This window comes from Mycobacterium colombiense (assembly GCF_001953985.1).
Classification (GTDB): domain Bacteria; phylum Actinomycetota; class Actinomycetes; order Mycobacteriales; family Mycobacteriaceae; genus Mycobacterium; species Mycobacterium colombiense_B.
In genome coordinates, this window is sequence record NZ_MBEI01000040.1 from 1 (window position 1) to 25310 (window position 25310).

Sequence of the window (25310 nt, forward strand, 5' to 3'; positions counted from 1 at the left end):
GCCCGCGCCGATCCCACCCGCCGCGCCCGCGACGCTCTCGGCGCCGGCACGGGCCTGGTCGGCCACCGGGCACAACTCGCGGGTGGCCGGCGGCGGGTACTCCGGGCCGGACCCCGACGCGGCGACCGGTGCGGCCGCGGCGGCGCCTGGGTCGGCCGCGGCCGCGCCTGAAACCGTCAAGCGCGAGCGGCTGGTGTCTCGCTGGCATCTGCTGCCGGCGGCGGCAATCATCATCACCGTCGCGGCCGTGCTGCTGGTGGGAACCGCCGTGGCGATCGGGCTGACCGCGCAGAACAAGTCGGCGACCACGCCGACGTTGAGTACCACACCTGCGGTCCCACCAGTGGCGCCCAACAGCGCGACGGCCGAACCCGCCCCGCCGCCGCCGGACGTTCCGGTGCCGTCAACCTCCGACACCACTCCGCCGGCCGAGACCGAGACGCCGATGACCACCACGCCCCGGGCGACTCCTCAGGCGGCTCCACCACCCGCGCCCGCCAGTCCGGCGGCTCCGCGCAAAGTGGCGGCCCCGCCGATCCCACCCGTTCCGGGCGTCAATGAACCCATTCCCGGGCTCGACCGCGTCAACCAGATCATTCAGGAGATCGAGGGCAACCTGGGCATCAGCGCCCTGGGGCCGATACCCGCTCACTGAGTCCGACGTTCTCAATTCCGGTTCGGCTCAACCTTTTCCGCCCTTTTTACTCTTTTCGCCTTTGTTCTCTTCCTTGGCGGCCTCTCTGAGGACCTCGTTGAGGGCCTTGTCCTTTTCGATCTGATCCTTCAAGGCCTGCTCGTGACGCTCGTCGTCATCGGCCTTCGACTCGTCATCGGACTTCGACTCGGCATCGGACTTCGACTCGGCATCGGACTTCGACTCGGCATCGGACTTCGACTCAGCGTCGGACTTCGACTGGGCATCGGCTCCCTCGGGCTCTTCGTGCTTGGGATTGCCCTCATCGTCCAGCCACTCGTTGACCGCGGTGCCGGACACGCTGCCGCCGGTGCCGGGCAACACGATCGTCGGCTTGTCCTTGTAGGCCTCCATCATCTTGGCGGCCTCTTTTTTGTCGTCCTCGTCGGGCTCTGGCTTCTCGGTCAGCGGTTGCTCATCATCCCGACCACCGGTTTGATCAGCCTGTTGGGCTCGATCACTCGCCCGATCGTCCTTGGTCTCGTCCTTGGGCGCCTTATCGTCCTCGGCAGTCCTCTTGTCGTCCTCAGTCCCTTTATCGTCCTGCACGCTCATGCGTCTACCCCCTTGCGGTCGCAGGTTGACGGTTGCTAGGGGTTACCCGCTGCGCCGATGTGCCAAAACTCTCATCAGCGCAGTGCGTCGCGCTTGACCAGCACGACCACGGCCTGCGGGATCCGCATCGGCTCGGGAGCGCTGGACAGGCGTTCGGCGAGCCCGCCCTCCAATCGCTCAACGAAGTTAGCCGCGCGCTCGTCGTGGATTCCACCGTCGAGCGCGGCCACCAGGGAGGGGAACAGCGCGAAACGAGCGAAGGCCGCCCACTGCGCGCCGAAAGCCTCTGCGTCGTGGTCTAACTGGTAGCGAGCCCAGAACCGGTCCTCGGCGTTGAACATCTCGAGGTGCTCGATCATCAGGCCTTCGAACCGCCCCTTCGGCGCGAACGGGGCGCGAAAGTCCTTCTCGGCACGGGCGAAGGTGGGGATCGTCATGCGCCGCAACTCATCTGGGTGCAGCAGGCCGTCGCGCCCCTGATCGTCCAGGGCCTCGACGATTGCGTCGAGCAGCGGGGCGAAGCCGGCCGAGTCATCCTCGTCGGCGGCCAGTGTCAACACCACCAGCCGGCCCTCGGGGGCCAACTCGCGGCCGCGGAAGGCGACGAAGTTGTGCCAGTCCAGGGCCGCCTGGTCGGCATAGGCCGAGTGCACGGCATCGTCCTTGCTGCGCGAGACGTGCACGTGATCGTGCACCTCGCAGGGAGTTCGGCTCAGCCACTGCGTCGCCCACGACGTCCAGCCCAGGTTGACCGTCTTGGACGGCACGATCTGGTCGTAAAACGAACGGCCGACCGCCGAGGTGAACGTCGCCGTGTCGGAGTGCAGGTAGCTCTCCGGGTCGTCGTGCACCGTCTCGAACAGCGCAGCGAAGTCGTTGCCCGGTACATCGGTGTGCGCCACCAGGATTGCGTGATCGTGCCGGGTGCGGCGACGCAGCACTGCGATGGCCGCCGACAGCGGCTTCAGTGAATTGTGGCCGTTGGCCGCGCCGTAGTCGGCGATGACGATCGGCTGCGGAGCCCTGGGCAGCGTCACCTGTTCGGCGGCCCGCTCGAACGCCGCCGTCGCCTGCGCCAACCCGGCGGCGCGCAGACGCGACGCCTCGGTGTAGGTAGGCTCGGGCCGCACCACAATGCTCGATTCGGGCATTTGGGGTTCAGGCCGCATCAGTTCGCCGTTGGAAAGCCCACGCCGGTGAGCTGCGCGGAGAGCTCCCACAGTCGCCGGCAGTCGTCCTCGTTGCGCGCGCGTTGGGGCACCTTCGCCAAAGCCACCCCGCCGCCGGCGGCCTCGAAGGGTCCGCGGGGTCCATAGAACGCGCCACCTTCGGCCTGCGGCGCGGCGGCCGCGTACAGCGCCGGCAGAATCCCCTCGTCGATCTCCTGCCACAGGAACGGCGTGAAACGCCAGGATGCCTTGTACAACCGCTCCATCAGCGCGGGCTTCTCGCGGCCGTGCGAAGGTCCGGCGATCTGCAGGTTGGTCTTGGTCAAGCCGGGGTGTGCGGCATTGGACACGATGCCCCAGCCGGCCGCGCGGCTGCGCCGGTCCAACTCGAGGGCGAACATCAACACCGCCAGCTTTGATTGGCCGTAGGCCGACATCGCGCTGTAGGACTTTTCGAATTGCGGGTCTTCGAAGTGGATCTTGCCGCTTTGACGCGCCGCCAGGCTGCTCAGCGAAACCACCCGCGCACCCTTGGCGGCCCGCAGCAGCGGCAGCAGGCGGGCGGTGAGCGCGAAGTGTCCGAGATGATTACTGCCGAACTGCAATTCAAATCCGTCGGCGGTGCTGGCGCGTTCCGGCGGCGTCATGACGCCGGCGTTATTGATCAGGATGTCGAGCGGGCGGCCCTCGGTGTTGAGTTCCTCACCCAGCGCGGCGACGGATTCGAGCGACGACAGGTCGAGGGATTTGATGGTCAGCTTGGCCCCGGGAACCGTGGAGCGGATTTCGTCGATCGCCGCCTCACCCTTGGCGCGGTTGCGGATGGCCATGACGACATCGGCGCCCGCGGCCGAAAGTCGCCGAGTCAGCCCGAACCCCAGACCGCTGTTCGCGCCGGTGACGACCGCCCGTTTTCCAGACAGATCGGGCACGGTGGCCACCAGGTTGCTAGCCATGCGTATCACTCCTTACCGCCGGTACAGTCCGGGTCCCAGTGTGCGCTTTTGGTCGCGGTCAGTGAACCCGGGCGGCAGTCTTCGCTGGCATCGTCCGCCTTGGGGCACCCGAGTTCCTCGACGGCGCTGCGGGATTCCGGCTACCTAGCGTCCGCGGGCCACCCACTCCTCGTAGTGCACGATCTCGTCGCCGATCGTGGTGCTGTCGCCGTGTCCGGTGTGCACGACGGTGTCGCCGGGCAACGTGCCGAGCCGACCGGAAATCGACTGCAGGATGGTGGGGAAGTCCGAATACGAGCGCCCGGTCGCGCCCGGGCCGCCGGAGAACAGGGTGTCCCCGCTAAACACCACGCCTAGCTCCGGGGCGTACCAGCACACCGATCCGGGGGAGTGGCCCGGCGTGTGCAGCGCCAGCAGCTCGGTGCCGGCGACGTCGAGCGTGTCACCGTCGGCGATCGTGCGGAAGTCCTTGTCCGGGTGAGTCATTCGCCACAGCACGTCATCGCCGGGATGCAGCAGCACCGGGGCGTCCAGCGCCGCGCCCAGTTCGGGTGCGACGGTGACGTGGTCGTTGTGGCCGTGGGTGCACACCACCGCGACCACATTGCGCTTACCCACCGCCTGCAGGATCGGCTCGGCGGAATGCGCGGCGTCGAACACCACCACGTCGGAATCGTCGCCGACGATCCAGATGTTGTTGTCGACTTCCCAACTGCCACCGTCGAGTTCGAAGGTGCCGTGGGTGACGATTTTGTCGATGGTGGCCATTACAGGATCACCACCGAGCGCAGCACCTCGCCGCCGTGCATCCGGTGGAACGCCTCTTCCACGTCGCCGAGCGCGATGCGCTCGGAGACGAACTGCTCGAGCGGCAGCCGGCCCTGCAGATACAGGTCGATCAAGGTGGGGAAGTCGCGTTCGGGCAGGCAGTCGCCGTACCACGACGACTTCAACGAACCGCCGTGGCTGAAGAAGTCCACCAGCGGCATGTCCAGTCGCATGTCGGGGGTCGGAACACCAACCAGCACAACGGTTCCGGCGAGGTCACGGGCGTAGAAGGCCTGCTTCCAGGTTTCCGGCCGGCCCACCGCGTCGATCACCACGTTGGCGCCGAACCCGTCGGTGAGGTCGGCAATGGTCTTGACCACGTCGAGTTCGCGGGCGTTGACGGTGTGTGTGGCGCCGAACTTGCGGGCCCAGTCCAGCTTGGTGTTGTCGGTGTCGACGGCGATGATCCGACGCGCGCCCACCAGCGCCGCGCCGGCGATCGCGGCGTCGCCCACGCCGCCGCAACCGATGACCGCGACGGTGTCGTCGCGGGTGACCGCGCCGGTGTTGATCGCCGCGCCCAGCCCGGCCATCACCCCGCAGCCCAGCAGGCCCGCGACCGCGGGGTCGGCATCGGGATTGACCTTGGTGCACTGGCCGGCGGCCACCAGCGTCTTGTCGGCGAACGCGCCGATGCCCAGCGCGGGCGTGAGTTCGGTGCCGTCGGTCAGCGTCATCTTCTGTGTGGCATTGAAGGTGTCGAAGCACAGGTGCGGCCTGCCGCGCTTGCAGGCCCGGCACTGCCCGCACACCGCACGCCAGTTCAGGATGACGAAGTCGCCCGGAGCGACGGCGGTCACGTCCGGGCCGACGGCCTCGACCCGCCCGGCGGCCTCGTGGCCGAGCAGGAAGGGATACTCGTCGTTGATGCCGCCTTCGCGGTAGGTCAGGTCGGTGTGGCACACCCCGCAGGCGATGACGTCGACCAGAGCCTCCCCGGGCCCGGGATCCGGGACGACGATGTCCACCAGTTCAACGGGTTCGCCCTTCTTGCGTGAAATCACGCCGCGCACTGTCTGACTCATGGGCTCCAACCTACTGACCGCCGCCATACATCTCGCGGCGGGTTGTCCACCCATCCGCGCTGGGCAACCATCCGGTCATCAACCGGGTGTAGCGTCCCTGGGCGTGACGGCTTTGGAGACCACCGAAGAGTTCACCGAACGAATCACCGCGGCCATCGACGGCGCCAGCCTGACGCTGTTGCTCAGCATCGGGCATCAGACCGGGCTGCTGGACACGATGGCCGGACAGGCACCGGCCACCAGCCAGCAGATCGCCGAGGCGGCCGGGCTCAACGAACGCTACGTCCGGGAGTGGCTGGCCGGCATGACCACCGGACGCGTCGTCGACTACGACCCCGGCACCGGGACCTACTCGTTGCCCGCGCAGCGCGCCAAGGTGCTGACGCGTGAGGCCGGGCCGGACAACTTGGCCCTGGTGACCCTGCTCGTTCCGGTGCTCGCCGAGGTCGAACAGAAGATCATCGGGTGCTTCCGCGCCGGGGGCGGGCTGCCGTACAGCGAGTTTCCCCGCTTCCACGCGTTGATGGCCGAGCAGAGCGGCGTCGTGTACGACACCGCGTTGGTCGACGTGGTGTTGCCGTTAGTGGACGGCCTCGTGGAGCGGCTGCGGTCCGGAGCCGACGTGGCGGATTTCGGCTGCGGCAGCGGACACGCCATCAACGTGATGGCACAAGCGTTTCCGGCCAGCCGCTTCACCGGCATCGACTTTTCCGAGCAGGCCATCGCCACCGGAATCGCGGAAGCCGCCGAGCGGGGCCTGTCCAATGCCGCCTTCGAAAGCCACAATCTCGCTGATTTGGACAAGGCAGACGCCTACGACGTCATCACCGTCTTCGACGCCATCCACGATCAAGCGCAGCCGGCGCGAGTCCTGGAGAACATCTATCGCGCGCTGCGCCCCGGCGGTGTGCTGCTGATGGCCGACATCAAGGCGTCGAGCCGGCTCGAGGAGAACGTCGGCGTCCCGATGAGCACCTACCTCTACACGACGTCGCTGATGCACTGCATGACGGTGTCGCTGGCGCTGGACGGCGCCGGGCTGGGCACCGCCTGGGGGACGCAACTGGCGGTCTCGATGCTGGGCGATGCCGGGTTCGGCGACGTGAGCGTGGCCGAGATCGAGTCGGACCCGATCAACAACTACTACATCGCCCGGAAGTGATGGCGGCCCTCGACGCCCTGAACGACTGGCCGGTCGGGGCCGCCGCCGCAGCGGTCGTTGGTCCGGGAGGCGTGCTCGCCAGCCACGGCGACACCGAGCGGGTGTTCGAGTTGGCATCGGTGACCAAGCCGCTGGCGGCCCGGGCCGTGCAGGTCGCCATCGAGGAAGGCGCGGTCGAGCTGGACGCGCCAGCCGGCCCGCCCGGCGCCACCGTCCGCCACCTGCTGGCCCACACCTCGGGTCTGTCGATGCACAACGACCAGGTGCTGGCCGCGCCCGGCGCCCGGCGGATCTACTCGAACCAGGGCTTCACCGTGCTGGGCCAGACCGTGGAGCAAGAGACCGGCATCGAGTTTGCGCGCTACCTGACCGAGGCGGTGTGCGAGCCGCTGGGCATGGCGGCGACCCAGCTGCACGGCGGCGCGGTGGCCGCCGGCTTCGGGGCCAGGTCGACGGTGGCCGACCTGGCGGCGTTCGCCGGGGACCTGCTGCGCCCGGCCACGGTCTCGCAGGGCCTGCACGCCGAGGCGACGACGGTGCAGTTTCCCGGTCTGGACGGCGTTCTGCCCGGTTACGGGGTGCAGCGGCCCAACGATTGGGGGCTCGGTTTCGAGCTCCGGGACACCAAATCGCCGCACTGGACGGGCGCGCAGAATTCCGCGCGGACGTTCGGCCATTTCGGCCAAGCAGGCGGTTTCATCTGGGCAGATCCCGAAAACGACCTGGCGCTGGTGGTCCTCACGGACCGGGATTTCGGGGAGTGGGCGCTGCGGCCGTGGCCGGCGATTTCGGACGCCGTGATAGCCGATTACAGCTAGTGGGAAATGCACACTAGCGCAACAGGGGTATCACAAGGCACAATAGACACGCACGACACACAAAAAATCGAAGATTTCAAGCAAGCTGCCCTGTTTGTCGGGTCCGCAGGTCGTTGGGGAAGACGTCCCTCGTGGAACCGAAGGAGCAGGAAATGCGAGCGTCGAATCAATTCGCCGACGTGACGACCGGCGTGGTGTACGTGCACGCGTCGCCCGCGGCGGTTTGCCCGCATGTCGAGTGGGCGTTGTCGTCGTCCCTGGGTGCCAAGGCGAATCTGAACTGGACGCCCCAGCCGGCGATGCCCGGACAGCTGCGCGCGGTCACCAATTGGGTCGGACCGGTGGGCACCGGCGCCAAACTGGCCAACGCGCTGCGGTCCTGGTCCGTGCTGCGGTTCGAGGTCACCGAGGACCCCAGCCCCGGCGTCGACGGCCACCGGTTCAGCCACACCCCGCAGCTCGGCTTGTGGAGCGGGGCGATGAGCGCCAACGGCGACATCATGGTCGGGGAGATGCGGCTGCGGGCGATGATGGCCCAGGGCGCCGACACCCTGGCCGCGGAGTTGGACTCGGTGCTCGGCACCGCCTGGGACGAGGCGCTCGAGGCCTACCGCGACGGCGGCGACGTCGGCGAGGTGACCTGGCTCAGCCGGGGCGTCGGTTAGTCGATCGGCTTGCGGCGGGTTCCCGCCGCGTCTCTGGAGGCAATGAGCGACTCTCAAACGCGCTAGCGGATCCGCTAGCGCGTTCGAGCACGCGGTAATGGTCCCTGGAGACCAGGGACCTATCGGTTGGCCGGGCGCAGAATCTGCAGAGCGCCCGGAACCGCCGAGATTTCGGCCGGCAGCGCGCAGGCGAAGTCGCCGTCGGCGTAGACGTTGATGCCGGGGCATTCGACGTGGATGGATTTGGCCCGCGCGGTGGTCACCGCGTCGAGGTCGACGTGGGTGCCTTTCATCAGGGTGGGGAAGAAGCGGACCAGCTTGGTGCGCGATGCCTCGTGCACCATGGTGATGTCGAGCAGACCGTCGGCGTGGTCGGCGCCGGGGCAGATCTGCAGCCCGCCGCCGTAGCTGCGGGTGTTGCCGAAGGCGGCGAGCGTGATATCCGCGTCGAGCTCTTTGGTGCCGTCGAGCACCAGGCGAAAGGGCAAGAGCCGCAGCTGTGACAGCTCGGCGAGCATCGCCACGTAATAGCGCAGCCGGCCGTGCGGCCAGCTCATCCGGTTGGCGCGATCGGTGACCAGCGAATCGAAGCCGGCGGCCGCCACGGTGCCGAACCATTTCTCGGCCCCGCCGCTGTCCCGAATCAGGCCCAGGTCAATGCATTCCGTGCAGCCGTCGGCGACGATGTCCGCGGCGGCCTCGGCGTCCTTGGTGGGGATCCCGAATTCGCGGGCGTGGTCGTTGCCGGTGCCGGCCGGAATCACGCCCAGCGGAATGTCGGTGCCCGCCAACACCTGCAGGGCGTTGGAGACGACGCCGTCGCCGCCGGTCACCATGACCGCGTCGGTGCCCTTCTCCAGGGCCGCGCCAACCAGGTGACGGGCGTCTTGCGCGTCGTCGCCGATGATTTCGACGACCTCCACGCCGCGGCGGTGCAGCCGGGCGATCGCCAGCTGCGCGGCTTGGATCGCGGCGCCGTGGCCCGACACCGGATTGGTCAGCGCGATCACCTTGCCGATCTCTCGACGGCGCAGCTCGGCCGTCACGGAATCAGCTTGCCGGGATTGAGAATTCCGGCCGGATCCAGTGTCGCCTTGACCGCGCGTAACACCTGCACTCCCAGCTCGCCTATCTCCTCGCGCATCCACGGCCGGTGGTCGGCACCGACCGCATGGTGGTGGGTGATGGTCCCGCCGGAGGCCATGATGGCATCCGACGCGGCCTTTTTGGCGGCTTTCCACTGCTCGATCGGGTTGCCCCGCTGCCCGGCGACGACGGTGAAGTACAACGATGCACCGGTGGGGTAGACGTGGGAGATGTGACACATCACCAGGGAGGGCGTTCCGGTCGCGGCGAGCGCCTCGGTAAGTGCTTGGGTGACAGCGGCTTTCAGTGCCCGGACGTTGGACCAGTCGGTCGCGGTCTCCAGCGTTTCGCACAGCGCGCCCGCCGCGAGCAGCGAATCACGCAGATACGGAGCGCCGAATCGGCCGCGCTCCCAGGCCTGCGCCGGACCGTCGCCCAGCGAGGTTCCGCCCTGGGCCGCCAGCAGCGCGCTGGTTTCGGCGTGCCGGCTGTCGACGTGTTCCCCGGTGCCCTCGAACATGGTGATGGCCAGGCATCCGCCGGTGATCTGAGATTCGCCGATCGCCTCGGTGGTGGCCAGGTTGACGCCGGTCTCAGCCTCGTCGGAGAGCCGAATGACGGTGGGGCCGGTGGCATTTTGGGTGACGGCGCGCAGGGCCGCGGCCCCGGTCGCGAAGTCGGGGAACGACCACGCCTCGTAACGGACGGCTTCCGGCGCGCGGTGCACGCGCAACCGCACCTGAGTGATGACGCCCAGGGTGCCCTCCGAGCCGATCAACAGCTGGCGCAGGTCGGGGCCCGCGGCGGATTCCGGTGCGCGGCCCAGATCCAGGGTGCCCACCGGAGTGACCACGCGCAGGCCGCGCACCATGTCGTTGAACCGGCCGTAGCCCGCCGAGTCCTGACCGGACGAGCGGGTCGCGGCGAAGCCGCCGATGGTGGCGTACTCAAAGCTCTGCGGGAAGTGGCCGAGCGAAAAGCCTTGTGCGCCAAGGAGGCGTTCGGCCTCCGGTCCGGTGACCCCGGCCCCGAAGACGGCCTGTCCGGACACGTCGTCCAGCGAGATCAGTTGGTCGAAGCGGCGCAGATCCAGCGAGACGACGGCGGCGAACTCCCCGCGGTCGGGGTCGAGTCCACCGACCACGCTGGTGCCCCCGCCGAAGGGTACGACGGCGATGCGATGCTGCGAGCAGTAGCGCAGGATCGCGGCAACGGCGTCGTCATCGCCGGGCAGCAACACGGCGTCGGGAGCATCCTGGACCCCTTGGTCGTTGCGACGCAGCAGGTCGATGGTGGATTTGCCGCCCGCGTGCAGCAACCGATCGGAGTCCGTCGTGCGGCAGTAGTCGGCGCCGACGATGGCGGCCAGCGCGTCCCGATCGGACTGCGACAACGCCGAGGGGCGCAATTGAACCTGGTCGGGTCGCAGGTCGGCCGTGCGGGACCCCTCGACCCCCACGGCCTGCTGCAGCAACGACCGGATCCCGTCCGAGAGCGGCTTGGCCGCGGCGGGGTCTCCCCACGCGTTCCATTTCATCGGCGGCAGCAGCCCCTGGGGATCGGTCATGCGTTACAGTATTACATATGTTGTCAATCCGTAACGAAAAGTTGGACACCGGCGAGCGCATCCTCGCGGCGGCCGCCAGCTGCGTGGTGGATTACGGCGTCGACCGGGTGACCCTCGCCGAGATAGCCCGGCGCGCGGGCGTCAGCAGGCCGACGGTGTACCGGCGATGGCCGGACACGCCGTCGATCGTGGCGGCGCTGCTGACCCAGCACATCACCGAGGTGATGCGCGACGCCCCGTTGCTCGGGAACGATCGGGAATCGCTTGTGCGACAAATAGTTACGGCGACCGACCGGTTGCGGGCGGACCGATTGGTGATGTCGGTGCTGCACTCGGATCTCGCGTCGACCTACATCACCGAACGCCTGGGGACCAGCCAGCGCATGTTGATCGACGCCCTCGCCGCCCGGCTGCGAGTGGCCCAGCGGCACGGCAGCGTGCGCCTCGGCGATCCCGTCCAGATGGCGACCATGGTGCTGCTGATCGCCCAGTCGACCATCCAGTCGGCGCGGATCGTCGAACCGATGCTCGACGCCGACGCGCTGGCCACCGAGCTGGCCTACTCGCTGAACGGATACCTGTCGTGATACCCGATCCGACCGCCCTGAACGCCGCCCGCCGCGCCGGCGACCTGACCGCGCTCGCCGGCGGCGAGGCGCTGGACCTCGTCGTGATCGGCGGCGGTATCACCGGCGCCGGCATCGCGCTGGACGCCGCGGCGCGCGGCCTGCGGGTGGCGCTGGTGGAAAAACACGATCTGGCATTCGGCACCAGCCGCTGGAGCTCCAAACTCGTGCACGGCGGGCTGCGCTACCTCGCGACCGGCAACGTGGGCATCGCCCGGCGCAGCGCCATCGAGCGCGGAATCCTGATGACGCGCAACGCCCCCCACCTGGTTCATGCGATGCCCCAGCTGGTTCCGCTGCTGCCGTCGATGAGCCCGGGCAAGCGGGCGCTGGTGCGCGGCGGGTTCCTGGCCGGTGACGCGCTGCGGTTCCTCGCCGGGACCCCGGCGTCGACCCTGCCCCGCTCGCGCCGGGTTTCGGCCCAGCGCGTCGTGGAGATGGCACCGACCGTACAGCGCGACGGCCTGGATGGCGGCTTCCTGGCCTACGACGGTCAGTTGATCGACGACGCCCGACTGGTCACCGCGGTCGCGCGCACCGCGGCGCAGCACGGCGCGCGGATCCTGACCCGGGTGTCGGCATCGCGGGCCACCGCCACCGCGGTGCGGCTGACCGACCTGCGCGCGGGGGAATCGTTCGACGTGTCGGCGGGCGCGGTCATCAACGCGGCCGGGGTGTGGGCGGGCGAGATCGACGGTGCGTTGCGGTTGCGGCCCAGTCGCGGCACGCATCTGGTCTTCGATGCCCAGGTCTTCGGCAATCCGACTGCGGCGCTGACCATTCCGATTCCCGGCGAGCTCAACCGCTTCGTGTTCGCCATGCCCGAACAACTGGGCCGGGTTTATCTGGGGCTGACCGACGAAGCGGCTCCCGGTCCCATCCCGGATGTGCCCGAGCCGTCGGTCGAAGAGATCACCTTCCTGTTGGACACGGTGAACACCGCATTGGGCACCGGGCTGTCCGCCACCGACGTGATCGGCGCCTACGCCGGGCTGCGGCCGCTGATCGACACCGGCGAAGGCCGCACCGCCGACGTCTCCCGCGAGCATGCCGTGGTGGAATCGGCGTCCGGGGTGATCAGCGTGATCGGCGGCAAGCTGACCGAATACCGTTACATGGCGCAGGATGTGCTGGATCGCGCGATTCGGGTGCGGCGCCTGCGCGCGGGAAAATGCCAGACCCGCAACCTGCCGCTGATCGGGGCGCCGGCCAATCCCGGTGTTGTCGCGGCGTCGGATACCGAACTGCCGACGTCGCTGGTGCAGCGCTACGGCGCCGAGGCCCCCAAGGTTGTCGCCGTCGCGGCCTGCGACCGGCCGACCGAGCCGGTCGTGGAAGGCATCGACGTCAGCAGAGCGGAATTCGCCTACGCGATAACCCATGAGGGCGCGCTGGATGCCTCCGACATCCTGGACCGGCGGACCCGGATCGGATTGGTCGCGCGCGATCGGGAGCGGACTGTCGCCGTCGCCGAGGAGTTCCTGGCGCGCTTCGGCTAGCCGAACCTAGTCCGATGACTTATCGGAGGCCTCGTCGTCTTTGGAGTCCTCGTCTTTGGAGTCCTTATCGTCCTCGGAGTCTTCGTCGTCGCTGGAGTCCTCATCGTCCTTGGACTCCTTGTCGTCCTCAGAGTCTTCGTCGTCCCTGGATTTCTTGGATTCCTTGGACTCCTCGGACTCCTCGCTGGTGTCGGAATCCGCGGACTCCTCGAGCTTGGTCGCGAACTTGGTCAGTAGGCCAGCAAGATCACGGGCCTCTTCCGGTGATATCGAATCGTCGAATATCCGTTTGTCGCTCTCCGATATGCGTGCGACGTAAACCGCGTTGTTCTGGATGCCGACGTCCCACCGGCCCCCTTCTTCACGAACCATTCGATGCCGCCTTCTGATTAGGAGCTGATTCCACTGACGCCCGCTGGTGCGTTGTTTACCCACTCCAGCCGAAGCGGCAACGAGCCCTTAGCCGGAATTTCTGGATGCCCTCAACTAGTTTATGGCAGTCAATGTATAATGACAGTTACTATCACTTTGGCTCTGGCTTCGGAGGTGTGCGGTGGCTCCACGTGTTCCGGTACTGATCGTCGGAGCCGGTGTCGGCGGGCTGGCCACGTCGGCGCTGCTGGCCCAGCACGGGGTCCGCTCGCTGCTGGTCGAGAAGCGACGGGAACTCTTCCTCTATCCGAAGGCCCGCAATCTGAGTTTCCGCAGCTCGGAAGTGCTGCGCGGCCTCGGGCTTCGCGACGAGGTGCGCGCGGTCGCCGAGCACGTCTCGGCGATGGTGGTCAGGCCTACGCTGAATAGCGCCGTGGAAGAACCGGCGCTCGACGTCGAGGCGATCTTCGCCGGCCTGGACAAGCTGAGCCCTGAGCCGGCGGCACAGTATTGCCCGCAGAGCCGGCTCGAGCCGATCCTGCGCGATGCGGCGCGGCGAGGCGGCAGCGACGTGCGCTACGGCACGGAGCTGTCCTCGATCGAGATGGACGAGGCCGGTGTCACCGCGGTGCTGCGCGACGCGGAGTCGGGGAAGTCGGAGACCGTCCGCGCCGGCTATCTCGTCGGAGCCGACGGCGTGCACAGCCCGATCCGTGATTGGCTGGGCATCACCACGTCCGGCTATGGCGCGCTGCCGATCTATGTCGTCTTCGTCTACTTCCGGGCGCCATGGCGACGGTTCATCGCGGAGTTGCACGACGGTGACGGCGTGCAGGTAAAGAACGACGACGTGGACGGCATCTTCCTGGTCGTGAAGGACGATTTCGGCATGTTCATCACCACCTACTTTCCCGGCGCGGGCGAGACGGCCGAGCAGTTCACCCCGCAGCGCTGCCGCGACGTGCTGACCAAAGCCTTCGGCGAGCCGATGGACATCGAGATCATCGAGGTGGCGGCGTGGCAACCGTACGAGCGGGTGGCCGACCAATTCGATTGCGGGCGAGCATTTCTCGTCGGAGATTCGGCACACACCATGCCGCCGTTCAAGGCCGGGGGAGCCAACACCGCCATTCAAAGCGCACACAACCTGGCATGGAAACTCGCAGCGGTACTGCACGGGACGGCCGCGCCCGAACTGTTGGCGACCTACCACGCCGAGCGCCATCCGGTGGGCCGATTCGCCGCGCGCCAGTCGCTCACCGGGCCGTCGGTGGCGTTGCTGCGGGCGGGTGGCGAGGTGCCGCAGTTGCCGGCCGACGAGGAGTGCTCGATGTTCGCCGTGCTCATCGGATACCGATACCGCTCGGCCGCGGTCGTGACACGCGATGCGGACGGCGACGGCCTGGTGGAGGAGTTGCGCGCCCAACCCGGCACCCGGGTGCCGCACGTCTGGGTGCGCGAGGGCGTCTCGACGCTCGACCTGCTGGGGCCCCGCTTCACCGTGCTGTCCGGAGACGAACGATGGTGTGCGGCGGCGGCTTCGGCGTCGCTGGCCGCGCATCGCTTCTACAGTGACGAGTGGGCAACGGTCACCGGACTGCCGCCGGACGGGGCGCTGCTGATCCGCCCGGACGATTTCGTCGGGTGGCGCGCCGACGAACTTCCCGGTGACCCCGAAGGGGCGCTGCGGCAAGCGCTTTCGGCGATCCTGGGCCCGCTGCCTCCGCGGGCGTAGGCGGACTTACAGCGGGATGTTCTTGTGGCGGCCGCGGCGCGCGGGCGCCTGGGCCAGCGCCTCGGTGAGCTTGCTGCGGGTGTGCGACGGGTCGATCTTCTCGTCGACCACGCCGATCTCGATGGCGCTGTCCACGCCGCCCGCGATCCGCTCGTGCTCAGCGGCCAGCTGGTCGTGCAGCGCTTCGCGCTCGTGATCCGCCGCGGCGGCCAGCTTCTTCTTGTGCAGAATGCCGACGGCGGCCTTGGCGCCCATCACCGCAACCTCGGCGTCCGGCCAGGCGTACACCTTCGTCGCGTTCAGCGACCGCGAGTTCATCGCAATGTAGGCCCCGCCGTACGTCTTTCGGGTGACCAGCGTGACGCGTGGAACCGTGCACTCGCCGAACGCGTGCAACAGCTTGGCGCCGCGGCGCACCACGCCGCCCCACTCCTGGTCGACACCGGGCAGATAGCCGGGCACGTCGACGACCACCACCAGCGGAATGCCGAACGCGTCACACAGCCGCACGAAACGCGCTGCCTTCTCGGCGCTTTCGGAGTTCAGGCAACCGCCCAGACGCAGCGGGTTGTTGGCCAGCACGCCGACCGTGCGGCCGGACAGCCGACCCAGACCGATCACCATTGACGGCGCCCAGTTGGCCTGGAACTCGTCGAACGGCGTCTCGTCGTCGAGGATTGCGGTCACGATCGGGCGCACGTCGTAGGCCCGTCGCGCCGACTCCGGCAGCAGCGCGTGGATGTCGGTGTCACCGGCCTCGGCCTTGTTGCGGTCGAAATGCCCCTGCTGGCAGAACAATCCGACCAACCGGCGACCACGCTCGTACGCGTCGAGCTCGTCGTCGGCCACGATGTGGCACACCCCGGACTTTTTGTGGTGGGTTTCCGGGCCACCGAGCGAGCACATGTCCACGTCCTCGCCGGTGACGCTGCGCACCACGTCGGGCCCGGTGACGAACACCCGGCTCTCCGGCGCCATCACGATTACGTCGGTGAGGGCCGGCCCGTAGGCGGCGCCGCCGGCCGCGAAGCCGACGACCACCGAGATCTGCGGGATGTAGCCGGACGCCCGGATCATCGCCTCGAAGACCAAGCCCACCGCGTGGAGCGCCTTCACGCCCTCGGCCAGTCGCGCACCGCCGGAGTGCCAGATGCCCACGATCGGGCTCTGCTCCTCGATCGCGGTGTCGTAGGCGTTGACGATGTGCGTGCAGCCCTCGATGCCCATCGCGCCGCCCATGACGGTGCCGTCGGTGCAGAACGCGATGGTGCGCACACCGTTCACGGTCCCTGCGGCGGCAAGGACGCCGGAACGATCGCGCTCGTGCAGCAGCTCGACGGTGTCGTCGTCGAAGAAAGTGCTCAAGCGCAACAGCGGGTCGCGAGGGTCGAGCGACTCGCCAACCGTCTCGGGGGCCGTGATAGTCATCGCAGGTCTCCTGATGTTCGGTGTTGCTCGGTTCAGTACCGCCCGAAGGCGATGGCCACGTTGTGTCCGCCGAAGCCGAACGAGTTGTTGATCGCGTACTCGTAGTTGCCGGGACGCGGCTTGCCGGCCACGACGTCCAGGTCGATTTCGGGGTCGAGGTTTTCCAGGTTGAGCGTGGGCGGGACCACCTGGTCGCGCAGAGCGAGCACGGTCAGGATGGATTCCACCGCGCCGACCGCACCCACCGAGTGGCCGAGGGCGGACTTGGGCGCGTACACCGCGGGCTTGTGGCCACCCAGGGCGTTGTTGATCGCCTTTCCCTCGGCGAGGTCACCCACCGAGGTGCCGGTGGCGTGGGCGTTGACGTGGTCGATGTCGCTGGGGCTGAGGCCCGCGAGCTGAATCGCCCGGCTCATCGCGTGCCCGGCGCGTTCGCCGTTGGGGTCCGGCGCCACCATGTGGAACCCATCCGAGGTGATGCTGGCTCCCATGATCCGGGCCAGGATGTTGGCACCACGCGCCTTGGCGTGCTCCTCGGTCTCGATCACCATCAAAGCAGCGCCCTCGCCGAACACGAAGCCGTCGCGGTCCCTGTCGAAGGGCCGACACGCGCCGGCGGGGTTGTCATTGTTAGTGGACAACACGATGCGCATGTTGGCGAACCCGGCGATCGGCACCGCCTCGATCTTCGTTTCCACGCCGCCGCAGATCGCCACGTCGGCCTCGCCGAGCACGATCTGTTGCCACGCCCGGGCGATGCCCTCTGAACCGGACGCGCACGCCGATATCGGCGTCATCACCCCGGCCTTGGCGTGCCGTTCCAGCCCGACCGCCGCGGCGGCACCGTTGGGCATGTACTTCTGCACGGTTAGCGGAGACACTGCCCTGAACCCGCGAGTGCGCATTTCGTCATAGCTGAAGACCAGTTCTTCGGCCGAGCCCAGGCCGGTGCCGATGGATACCATCAATCGGCGCGTGTCGACCTCCGGCGAGCCCGCGTTCTCCCATACCCGCCGGCCCAGAACGGTGGACATCCGCTGCAGGTATCCCGACCGGCGCAGCTCGATGCGAGTCAGCTGGCTGTCGAAGTCCTCCAACAGATGGCCGCCGATGCGGACCGGCAGGTCGTATTCCTCGACGAACGGATCGTCGAGGGTGCGGATGCCGCTTTGACCGTCTTGCAACAACTTCCAGGTGTTCTCGGCATCGGTTGCCAGGGCGGTCGTCATGGCGATGCCAGTGACGACCACGTTCGGGAGCGCTTTCCCGGTAACCAGCTCTGTCATGGGTCTTGCGAATGTTCCTTCCGTGCTTGGCAGCGCTCAGTAACGCCCGAAGGCGAGTGCCACGTTGTGGCCGCCGAACCCGAACGAGTTATTGATCGCATAACGGAAGTCGCCGTAGCGGGGTTCGCCCGCGACAACGTCCAAATCGATCTCGGGATCGGGGGTTTCGTAGTTGAGTGTTGGCGGTATCACGCCGTCCCGAAGGCTCAATACCGTAAGAACAGATTCCAGAGCCCCGACGGCACCGATGGAGTGCCCCAGAGCAGACTTCGGTGCGTACACGGCCGCCTCCTGGCAACCCGCGACGCGAATGGCGTTGGCCTCGGCCGTATCACCGATCGGAGTTGCCGTCCCGTGGGCGTTGACGTGGTCGACGTCCTTGGGGGACAACCCCGCCAGCTCCAGCGACCGGGTCATGGCGCGACCCGCCCGCACGCCGTCCGCCGCCGGTGCCACCATGTGGAACGCGTCCGACGTGATGCCGGCACCCATCAACCGGGCCAGCGGCTTGGCGCCACGAGCCTTGGCGTGCTCTTCGGTCTCGATGATCATCATCGCCCCGGCTTCACCGAACACGAAGCCGTCGCGGTCCTTATCGAACGGCCGCGATGCGCGCTCGGGCTCATCGTTGCGCGTCGACATCGCCCGCATCATCGAGAACGCCGCGATGGGCAGCGCTTCGATGGGGCCCTCGACCCCACCGCAGACGGCGAAGTCCGCGTCACCCATGACGATCTGACGCCACGCGTGGGCGATGGCCTCCGAACCCGACGAGCAGGCCGAGACCGGCGTGATGACCCCGGCGCGGGCACCGAGCTGCAGGCCGACCACCGCCGCGGCGCCGTTGGGCATGATCATCTGAACGGCGAGCGGCGACACCTTGCGGGGGCCACCCTCGTTCATCAGGTCGTAGGTCTCCACGATCCGCTCGGCGCCGCCGAGCCCGGTGCCGACCACGACCGAGAACCGGTCGGGGTCGACCTCGGGGCTACCGGCGGTCTCCCACAGCTGACCGCTGAGCACCTTGGCCAACCGCTGGACGTACGACATGCGCCGCATGTCCAGCCTGCTCATCTGCTCGTCGATGGGCTCCTTGAGGTGACCGCCGATCTTGACGGGCAGGTCCCACTTCGTGACGAACTCGTCTTCGAGGACGTGGATGCCGCTTTCGCCGGCCAGCAATCCCTTCCACGTGCTCTCGATGTCCGGCGCGATCGAAGTCGTTGCCGCGACAGCGGTTACCACAACGTTGGGGTAACCGCCGTTAGCAGTGGAAGGCTTGCTCACTTGGTGTCCGCTTCCAGCCTCGCCTTGACGTTGGCCACGGCCTCGGGGTTCTCCGACTCGAGCTTCGCCCGCAGTGCTGCGGCGGCCTCGGGGTCTTCTTCCTCGAGCTTCTGGATGTAGGCGACGACGTCACCGACGGTACGCAGACCGGCGAGGTCCTCGTCCGGGATCTTGACGCCGTACTTGTCTTCGGTCTGAACGGCGATCTCGACCATCGACAGCGAGTCGATGTCCAGGTCGTCGACGAACGACTTCTCCGGGGTGACCTCGGAGGGCTCGATACCGGTGACCTCTTCGATGATCTCGGCGATACCGGCGATGATTTCTTCCTGGCTGACAGCCACAGCGTTTCCCTTCGTGATGTGTTGCGTGTTAGTCGAATTGACTTGATATGCGGTTGTACTGGTTGTGCAACTGGTCGAGCTGGCTTTAGAGCTCGGCCAAAGCGTCCAGGTCTGCGGGCGACTTGACGGCACGAGCCGTCACCCCCCGAAGTTCTCGTTTGGCGATGCCGGTGAGAGTGCCCGCGGGCGGGAACTCCACGGCCGCAGTGACTTCCAGGTCACGCAGCGTCGCGGTGCACAGGTCCCAGCGGACCGGCTGGGTCAGCTGGGCGACCAGCGCCTCCATCGCCGCGGCCGCCGAGGCGACCGGCTTGCCGTCGCGGTTCGACAGCAGCTTGGCGGTGGGCTCGGACGTCTGAACGGCGGCCGCCGCGGCGGCGTAGCCGTCGAGCGCCGACGCCATGTACCTGGTGTGGAACGCTCCGGCCACACCGAGGGCACGCACCCGGGCCTTCTCCGGCGGGTCTTCGGCCAGCTTCTCCAGCGCGGTCAACGCGCCGGCCGCGACGATCTGCCCGGCCGCGTTGCGGTTGGCCGGGAACAGGTCGAGCTGCTCGAGGCGGGCGAGGACCTCGCCCTCGTCGCCGCCGAGCACCGCGGACATGCCGGTCGGCTCGATGGCGCAGGCCTTGGCCATCTCGGCGCCGCGGGTGGCGGCCAGCGCGACGGCGTCGTCGGCGGCGATCACGCCGGCGATCGCGTAGGCGGCGATCTCTCCGACGGAGTGGCCGGCGACGACCAGGTCGGCGTCCGACAGCAGGCCGCGCTTGGTCAGCTCCTGGTGGGCCAACAGCGTGGCGGCCACCACCAGCGGCTGGGTGACCGCGGTGTCGGTGATTTCTTCGGTCGATGCGGTGGTGCCCAGGCGCACGAGATCGAGGCCACTGGCCTTGGACCACAGCGCCAACTGGTCAGCGGCGCCGGCGAGCTCCAGCCATGGCGAGAGCATCCCCTCGGTCTGCGAACCCTGTCCGGGCGCAAGCAATGCAATCACGTGTTTAAGAGAACACTGTGGAAACGGTTTTGGCGGGTGTAACAGATTATGAACCTCGTCTTAGCTTTTTGTGCACACCCTACAAAACGGCTCCTTAAGCTACTGGTTTGATATCGTGCCGCGATCTGTTGCCTGGGTCACTATCATCAGGATTGCCCCGCGACAGCCCCTTTGACCGGCAGCGGAACCGCCGGCATGGCACTGATGGATGGGCTGGATGGAGCGGTCGGGTAGTTGAGCTGGCCGACCGTCGCCGCCACTCGCAGCACATATGCGTCACGAGGCTGCATGGGATCCCGGCCGGTGAAGTCGGTGATCCGCTTGAGTCGGTAGCGCACGGTGTTTGGATGAACGAACAACTTTCTGGCACAAGCCTCAATGGCGCCGCCACAATCTAAGTAAGCATCAAGAGTCTCGATCAGCGTAGGACCCGCGTCGGCCAGCGGGCCCATCACGTCGGTGTGCAGCGCCACGATCGCCGACGCATCACCCATCAGGGCCCGTTCGGGCAGCAGTTCGCGGGCCGGAACCGGACGTGGCGCTCCACGCCAACCACCGACGGCGTTCATGCCGGATATCGCCTCGCTGGCGCTGTGATAGGCCGCCGTCAGCATGGGCGCGGTGGGTCCGACGACCACGGGGCCGTCGGCGAACGCGACCAGCAGATCGCCCAGGAATTTGTCGGTTGGCGACAGTTGGCCGGACACGATCGCGACCAGCCAGGTGCCGTGCACGTCGGTGAGGGCCGCGCGCCCGTGCTGTGCGGCGATATCGCGGACGTGCTGGCTCGCGCGCTCGCTGTCGTCGGGACCGGTCGACCCGTCGCGCCCGGGGGCCGGGGTGCCGACCACCACCGTCGCCGGGGCGGTGGTGTCCCAGTTCAGCGCCGCTGCGCGCGACAGCAGCTCGGGGCCTGTGTCGCCGCGGACCACCGCGTCGACGACGCTGGCCTCCATCCGGCTGTCCCAGGTTCCGCGGGCCTCGGCCGCGTTCGCGTAGGCGGTCGCGGCGGTGAACGCCAGGTCGCGGCTGTACTTGAGGATGCCCACCGTCAGCGCGGTCAGCTGGTCCTCGGAGCGGGCCAGCAGCGGGACGACCTCTTCGAAGAAGTCCATGGTCACGCGCGCCATGTCGACGCTGTGGCGCAGCGCGATGCGGCGGGCGAGGTCCTGGGGCACCAGTTCAAATGCCTGCGCGGTGTGGCTGACGTTGCTGTGCGGGTCCTGCATCCACTCGGCGAAGTTATTGATGGCCGTCTGCACCACCAACGCCATGCTGGCCCGCTGCGACGCTTCCAGGTCGGCGAAGAACGGCAACCGATCGCCCATCACCGAGACCGCCTCGGTGGCCAGCCGGCCGGAGTACTGCTTCAGCCGCCGCAGGACCGAATCCGGCACCGTGTCCAGCAGTTCGAGCGGGGATCTGGGCTGCTTGGCGAACGGACCGGCGAAGGGGTTGTCATTCACCCCTAAAACCTACGCGCCTTTTCTAGAAGTTTCCGCCAAAGGCGGCGCGTGGCGTCCTTAAGAATGCCTCAACATAGCGCGCCGGGAGTGGTCGAGTGTGCGGCCAGCCGCACGCTCGGCGACCACTGTGCGGCTGGGCGCACACTCGTCAGGGCTGCCTTCGGGGTCAGGCCACGCCGGGGTCGGACGTCTGCTCCGGGGCGGCCAGCACGTCGTCGATCTTGTACTGGCGGGCGGCCGCGACCGGCACCGACGGGTCGATCTCGCCGTCGCGGGCCAGCGCCTCCAGCACCGCCACCACCTGCGACTCGGCGTCGGTGTTGAAGTACCGGCGCGCCGCGGGCCGGGTGTCGGAGAAGCCGAACCCGTCGGTGCCCAGGGTGACGTAGGTGCCCGGCACCCAGGGCCGGATCTGCTCGGGCACGGCACGCATCCAGTCGGACACGGCGACGACGGGCCCGGTGGCGTTCGACAGGGCCTGGGTGACGTACGGGACGCCGGCCGGCCGGTCCGGATGGCGCAGCCGCGCCCGGTCGGCGGCCACGCCGTCGCGGTTCAGCTCGCCCCAGCTGGTCACCGACCACACGTCGGCGGCGACGTCCCACTCCGCGGCCAGCATCTGCGCGGCGTTGAGTGCCGATGGCATCGCCACCCCCGACGCCAGGATCTGCGCCTTGTTGGCCCGCTGATCGGTGGCGGCGTGGTAGCGGTACAGGCCGCGCAGCACGCCCTCGGGATCGAAGTTCTCCGGCTCGGGCGGCTGCACGTACGGCTCGTTGTAGATGGTGATGTAGAAGTAGACGTCCTCGGGGTTCTCCCCGAACATCCGCGCCAGCCCGCTCTCCACGATGTAGGCGATCTCGTAGGCGAAAGCCGGATCGTACGCGACCACCGCCGGGTTGGTGCTGGCCAGCAGCAGCGAGTGACCGTCGGCGTGCTGCAGGCCCTCGCCGGTCAGCGTGGTGCGCCCGGCGGTGGCTCCGAGTAAGAAGCCGCGAGCCATCTGATCGGCGGCGGCCCATAGTCCGTCACCGGTGCGCTGGAAGCCGAACATCGAATAGAAGATGTAGATCGGGATCATCGGCTCGTTGTGCGTCGCATAGGACGTGCCCGCCGCGATGAACGAACCGACCGATCCGGCCTCGTTGATGCCCTCGTGCAGGATGTGGCCGGCTTCGCTTTCCTTGTAGGCGAGCATCAACTCGGCGTCCACGGCGGTGTACAGCTGACCGTTGCGGTTGTAGATCTTCAGCGACGGGAACCACGAGTCCATGCCGAAGGTGCGCGCCTCGTCGGGAATGATCGGCACGATGCGGGGGCCAACTTCCTTGTCCCGCAACACTTCCTTGAAGGTCCGCACCGTCGCCATGGTGGTGGCGACCTCCTGGGTTCCCGACCCCTTCTTCAACGCGGCGTAGATGTCGCGACCGGGCAGCCGCAGCGCCTTCGTCTTGGTCCGCCGCTCGGGCAGGAAGCCGCCGAGGGTGCGCCGGCGGTCAACCATGTAGCGGATCTCCTCGGCGTCGGAGCCGGGGTGGTAGTAGGGCGGCAGGTAGGGATCCTCTTCCAGCTGGGCATCGCTGATCGGAATCCGGATCGCGTCGCGGAAGTCTTTAAGGTCTTGCAGCGCAAGCTTTTTCATCTGATGGGTGGCGTTGCGGCCCTGGAAGTGCGCACCCAGCGAGTAGCCCTTGATGGTCTTGGCCAGGATCACCGTGGGCTGACCCTTGTGGTCGACGGCGGCCCGGTAGGCGGCGTAGACCTTGCGATAGTCGTGGCCGCCGCGCTTGAGGTTCCAGATCTCGGAATCGCTCATGTTCTCCACGAGCGCCTTGGTGCGCGGATCGCGGCCGAAGAAGTGGTCGCGCACGTACGCACCGTCGTTGGCCTTGTACGTCTGGTAGTCGCCGTCCGGGGTGGTGTTCATCAGGTTCACCAGCGCGCCGTCGCGGTCGGCGTGCAGCAGGGCGTCCCATTCGCGTCCCCAGACGACCTTGATGACGTTCCAGCCGGCGCCACGGAAGTACGACTCGAGCTCCTGGATGATCTTGCCGTTGCCGCGCACCGGGCCGTCCAGGCGTTGGAGGTTGCAGTTGACGACGAAGGTCAGGTTGTCCAGACCCTCCAGCGCGGCGACGTGTGCCAGGCCGCGACTCTCCGGCTCGTCCATCTCGCCGTCGCCCAGGAAGCACCACACGTGCTGGTCGGAAGTGTCCTTGATGCCCCGGTCGTGCAGGTAGTGGTTGAACCGCGCCTGGTAGATCGCGTTGAGCGGGCCCAGGCCCATCGAGACGGTGGGGAACTCCCAGAACTCGGGCATCAGCCGCGGGTGCGGGTAGGAGGGCAGCCCGCCGGCGGCGTGGCTGTGCTCCTGCCGGAAGCCGTCCATCCGGTCGGCGGTCAGGCGGCCTTCCAGGAAGGCGCGCGCATAGATGCCGGGCGACGCGTGGCCCTGGATGAACACCTGGTCCCCGCCGCCGGGGTGGGACTTGCCGCGGAAGAAGTGGTTGAAGCCGACCTCGTAGAGTGCCGCGGACGACGCGTAAGTCGAAATGTGGCCGCCCACACCGACTCCCGGACGCTGGGCGCGGTGCACCATGATCGCGGCGTTCCACCGGATCCATGCCCGGTAGCGCCGTTCGACGTCCTCGTCGCCGGGGAACCACGGCTCGAGTTCGGTCGGAATGGTGTTGACGTAGTCGGTTGACGTCAGCGACGGGAGGGCGACTCGCTGCTCGCCGGCCCGTTCCAGCAATCGCAGCATCAGATAGCGCGCCCGCGACGGGCCGGAGCGCTCCAGCAATTCGTCGAAGGACTCCAGCCACTCCGACGTCTCTTCCGGATCGATGTCGGGTAGGTAGGAGGCCACCCCCTCGCGGATCACCCGAACGCGGTCGGGTTCGGTTGCGCCGGTGGGGTTTGTGGCCAGATCGTGGCGCACGAACTCAGTTGTCAACGCACTACTCCTGTTGTGTGGCGGAATGTGTGCCGTAACGGGTGGGTCGCACCCTGCCACCATCGTGCCGCACCGGTGTTTCGCGCGGATAGCCGACGTCGGGTAGGCGAGGGGGCTTTACCTGGCGAACCACAATTCGGCGGGTCTGGGGCAAGTACGGGGGCCACCCGGTAACGTCGGGCGTGTGCTCATCGGGTGGGGTGCCGTCGCTCAGACGCAGGTGAAGGCTGTGCCCCGGCGAGGGGCGTTGGCCCTCGGGTGTGTCGCCGTGACGTTGATGGGCATCGTCGGGTGCACCTCGGTCACCAACGGCACGGCAACGCCGGACACCAAAGTGGCGCCGGCCTACCGGCAGTCGGTGTCGGCCTCGGTGTCCGCGTCGTCGGTGACTTCGAGCGTCCGGGAGTCTCAGCGGCAACAGTCGCTGACCACCAAGGCGGTGCGCACCGCCTGCGCCACGCTGATCACCACCAGCAAGAACGCGATCGACAAGACCAACGAATTCGTCAAGGCGTTCAACGCCGGTAGCGGCACCGGCCCGACCGAGGGCCCGGCCATCGACGCCCTCAACGACAGCGCCACGACGGTGGGCAACAGCTTCAGCGATGCGATGTCGCAGCAGATCAAGGACGCCTTCAACGCCTACATCGACGCCGCCCGCGCGGTGGCCAACGCCATCGGCACCCACGCGGGGACCGGGGAATTCAACAAGCGGGTCGATCAACTCAACGACACGAAAAAGAACGCGGTGAAACTGTGCCTGGCAACGTGATGATGCGGAAGTATGGACCA

The 25310-nt window shown here is 67.8% G+C and carries 22 protein-coding genes and 1 pseudogene; 8 read left to right on the forward strand and 15 right to left on the reverse strand.

The genetic code is table 11. The features are described from left to right. Positions 1–655: pseudogene (locus A5732_RS08495) on the forward strand (Hsp70 family protein); the annotation flags it as partial. Between the two features lie 27 nt (positions 656–682). Here the strand turns inward: A5732_RS08495 and A5732_RS08500 are convergent. The 5 genes from A5732_RS08500 to A5732_RS08520 form a co-directional block, all read right to left on the reverse strand. Further along, positions 683–1051 (reverse strand): MSCRAMM family adhesin SdrC, encoded by a 369-nt coding sequence (locus A5732_RS08500; protein WP_253189030.1) that lies wholly within the window; start codon positions 1049–1051, stop codon positions 683–685. Positions 1052–1323: 272 nt separating this feature from the next. Continuing rightward, entirely contained in the window at positions 1324–2418 is a 1095-nt protein-coding gene (locus A5732_RS08505; RefSeq protein WP_076101947.1) for an SAM-dependent methyltransferase, read from the reverse strand. Then, positions 2418–3374: an SDR family oxidoreductase gene (locus A5732_RS08510; protein ID WP_076101948.1), complete on the reverse strand. Its 957-nt coding sequence runs from the start codon at positions 3372–3374 to the stop codon at positions 2418–2420. The genes A5732_RS08505 and A5732_RS08510 overlap by 1 nt, the downstream gene beginning before the upstream one ends. A 144-nt stretch (positions 3375–3518) precedes the next feature. Next, positions 3519–4142 (reverse strand): MBL fold metallo-hydrolase, encoded by a 624-nt coding sequence (locus A5732_RS08515; RefSeq protein ID WP_076101949.1) that lies wholly within the window; start codon positions 4140–4142, stop codon positions 3519–3521. After that, on the reverse strand, positions 4142–5227 hold the full coding sequence (locus A5732_RS08520) for an S-(hydroxymethyl)mycothiol dehydrogenase (protein ID WP_076101950.1): 1086 nt from the start codon (positions 5225–5227) through the stop codon (positions 4142–4144). Before A5732_RS08520 ends, A5732_RS08515 begins: the two co-directional genes overlap by 1 nt. 103 nt (positions 5228–5330) lie before the next feature. Here A5732_RS08520 and A5732_RS08525 point away from each other — a divergent pair, with 103 nt between their 5' ends. The 3 genes from A5732_RS08525 (at position 5331) to A5732_RS08535 (ending at position 7872) form a co-directional block, all read left to right on the forward strand. Next, on the forward strand, positions 5331–6389 hold the full coding sequence (locus A5732_RS08525) for a class I SAM-dependent methyltransferase (protein ID WP_076052736.1): 1059 nt from the start codon (positions 5331–5333) through the stop codon (positions 6387–6389). After that, on the forward strand, positions 6389–7207 hold the full coding sequence (locus A5732_RS08530; protein ID WP_076101951.1) for a serine hydrolase domain-containing protein: 819 nt from the start codon (positions 6389–6391) through the stop codon (positions 7205–7207). Before A5732_RS08525 ends, A5732_RS08530 begins: the two co-directional genes overlap by 1 nt. A gap of 152 nt (positions 7208–7359) precedes the next feature. After that, positions 7360–7872 (forward strand): DUF3145 domain-containing protein, encoded by a 513-nt coding sequence (locus A5732_RS08535; protein WP_064953105.1) that lies wholly within the window; start codon positions 7360–7362, stop codon positions 7870–7872. A gap of 119 nt (positions 7873–7991) precedes the next feature. Here the strand turns inward: A5732_RS08535 and A5732_RS08540 are convergent, their stop codons facing one another. Both A5732_RS08540 and A5732_RS08545 read right to left on the reverse strand, forming a co-directional pair. Further along, on the reverse strand, positions 7992–8918 hold the full coding sequence (locus A5732_RS08540; RefSeq protein ID WP_076101952.1) for a diacylglycerol kinase: 927 nt from the start codon (positions 8916–8918) through the stop codon (positions 7992–7994). Continuing rightward, entirely contained in the window at positions 8915–10495 is a 1581-nt protein-coding gene (locus A5732_RS08545; protein ID WP_142256577.1) for an FAD-binding oxidoreductase, read from the reverse strand. Before A5732_RS08545 ends, A5732_RS08540 begins: the two co-directional genes overlap by 4 nt. Before the next feature lie 47 nt (positions 10496–10542). On the opposite strand from A5732_RS08545, the gene A5732_RS08550 reads away from it, so the two are divergent. Both A5732_RS08550 and A5732_RS08555 read left to right on the forward strand, forming a co-directional pair. Beyond that, complete coding sequence (locus tag A5732_RS08550) at positions 10543–11112, forward strand: TetR/AcrR family transcriptional regulator (protein WP_076101954.1); 570 nt, start codon at positions 10543–10545, stop codon at positions 11110–11112. Then, positions 11109–12650, forward strand: a complete 1542-nt coding sequence (locus A5732_RS08555) for a glycerol-3-phosphate dehydrogenase/oxidase (RefSeq protein WP_076101955.1) — start codon at positions 11109–11111, stop codon at positions 12648–12650. Before A5732_RS08550 ends, A5732_RS08555 begins: the two co-directional genes overlap by 4 nt. A 6-nt stretch (positions 12651–12656) precedes the next feature. Here A5732_RS08555 and A5732_RS08560 read toward each other — a convergent pair whose 3' ends face one another. Continuing rightward, positions 12657–13022, reverse strand: a complete 366-nt coding sequence (locus A5732_RS08560) for a hypothetical protein (protein WP_076101956.1) — start codon at positions 13020–13022, stop codon at positions 12657–12659. Positions 13023–13203: 181 nt separating this feature from the next. Between A5732_RS08560 and A5732_RS08565 the strand changes: the two genes are divergently transcribed. Further along, the gene (locus A5732_RS08565; RefSeq protein ID WP_076101957.1) at positions 13204–14757 is read left to right on the forward strand and encodes an FAD-dependent monooxygenase; all 1554 of its coding nucleotides are present in this window, start codon (positions 13204–13206) and stop codon (positions 14755–14757) included. Between the two features lie 6 nt (positions 14758–14763). On the opposite strand, the gene A5732_RS08570 is transcribed toward A5732_RS08565, so the two are convergent. The 7 genes from A5732_RS08570 to aceE form a co-directional block, all read right to left on the reverse strand. Next, the gene (locus tag A5732_RS08570) at positions 14764–16185 is read right to left on the reverse strand and encodes an acyl-CoA carboxylase subunit beta (RefSeq protein ID WP_064951645.1); all 1422 of its coding nucleotides are present in this window, start codon (positions 16183–16185) and stop codon (positions 14764–14766) included. 32 nt (positions 16186–16217) lie between these two features. Beyond that, the gene (kasB, locus tag A5732_RS08575) at positions 16218–17471 is read right to left on the reverse strand and encodes a 3-oxoacyl-ACP synthase KasB (protein ID WP_076052728.1); all 1254 of its coding nucleotides are present in this window, start codon (positions 17469–17471) and stop codon (positions 16218–16220) included. Between the two features lie 36 nt (positions 17472–17507). Next, a complete protein-coding gene (kasA, locus tag A5732_RS08580; protein WP_076052727.1) occupies positions 17508–18758 on the reverse strand; it encodes a 3-oxoacyl-ACP synthase KasA in 1251 nt (416 codons plus the stop codon). After that, on the reverse strand, positions 18755–19102 hold the full coding sequence (acpM, locus tag A5732_RS08585; protein WP_064951642.1) for a meromycolate extension acyl carrier protein AcpM: 348 nt from the start codon (positions 19100–19102) through the stop codon (positions 18755–18757). Before acpM ends, kasA begins: the two co-directional genes overlap by 4 nt. A gap of 85 nt (positions 19103–19187) precedes the next feature. Beyond that, a complete protein-coding gene (locus A5732_RS08590; RefSeq protein ID WP_076052726.1) occupies positions 19188–20096 on the reverse strand; it encodes an ACP S-malonyltransferase in 909 nt (302 codons plus the stop codon). Between the two features lie 146 nt (positions 20097–20242). Then, positions 20243–21562, reverse strand: coding sequence for a PucR family transcriptional regulator (locus A5732_RS08595; protein WP_076052725.1), 1320 nt, complete (start codon positions 21560–21562; stop codon positions 20243–20245). A 166-nt stretch (positions 21563–21728) separates the two neighbouring features. Then, complete coding sequence (gene aceE / locus A5732_RS08600) at positions 21729–24518, reverse strand: pyruvate dehydrogenase (acetyl-transferring), homodimeric type (protein WP_076101958.1); 2790 nt, start codon at positions 24516–24518, stop codon at positions 21729–21731. A gap of 184 nt (positions 24519–24702) precedes the next feature. Here aceE and A5732_RS08605 point away from each other — a divergent pair, with 184 nt between their 5' ends. After that, the gene (locus A5732_RS08605; protein WP_076052723.1) at positions 24703–25290 is read left to right on the forward strand and encodes a hypothetical protein; all 588 of its coding nucleotides are present in this window, start codon (positions 24703–24705) and stop codon (positions 25288–25290) included. The last annotated feature ends 20 nt before the right edge of the window (positions 25291–25310 follow it).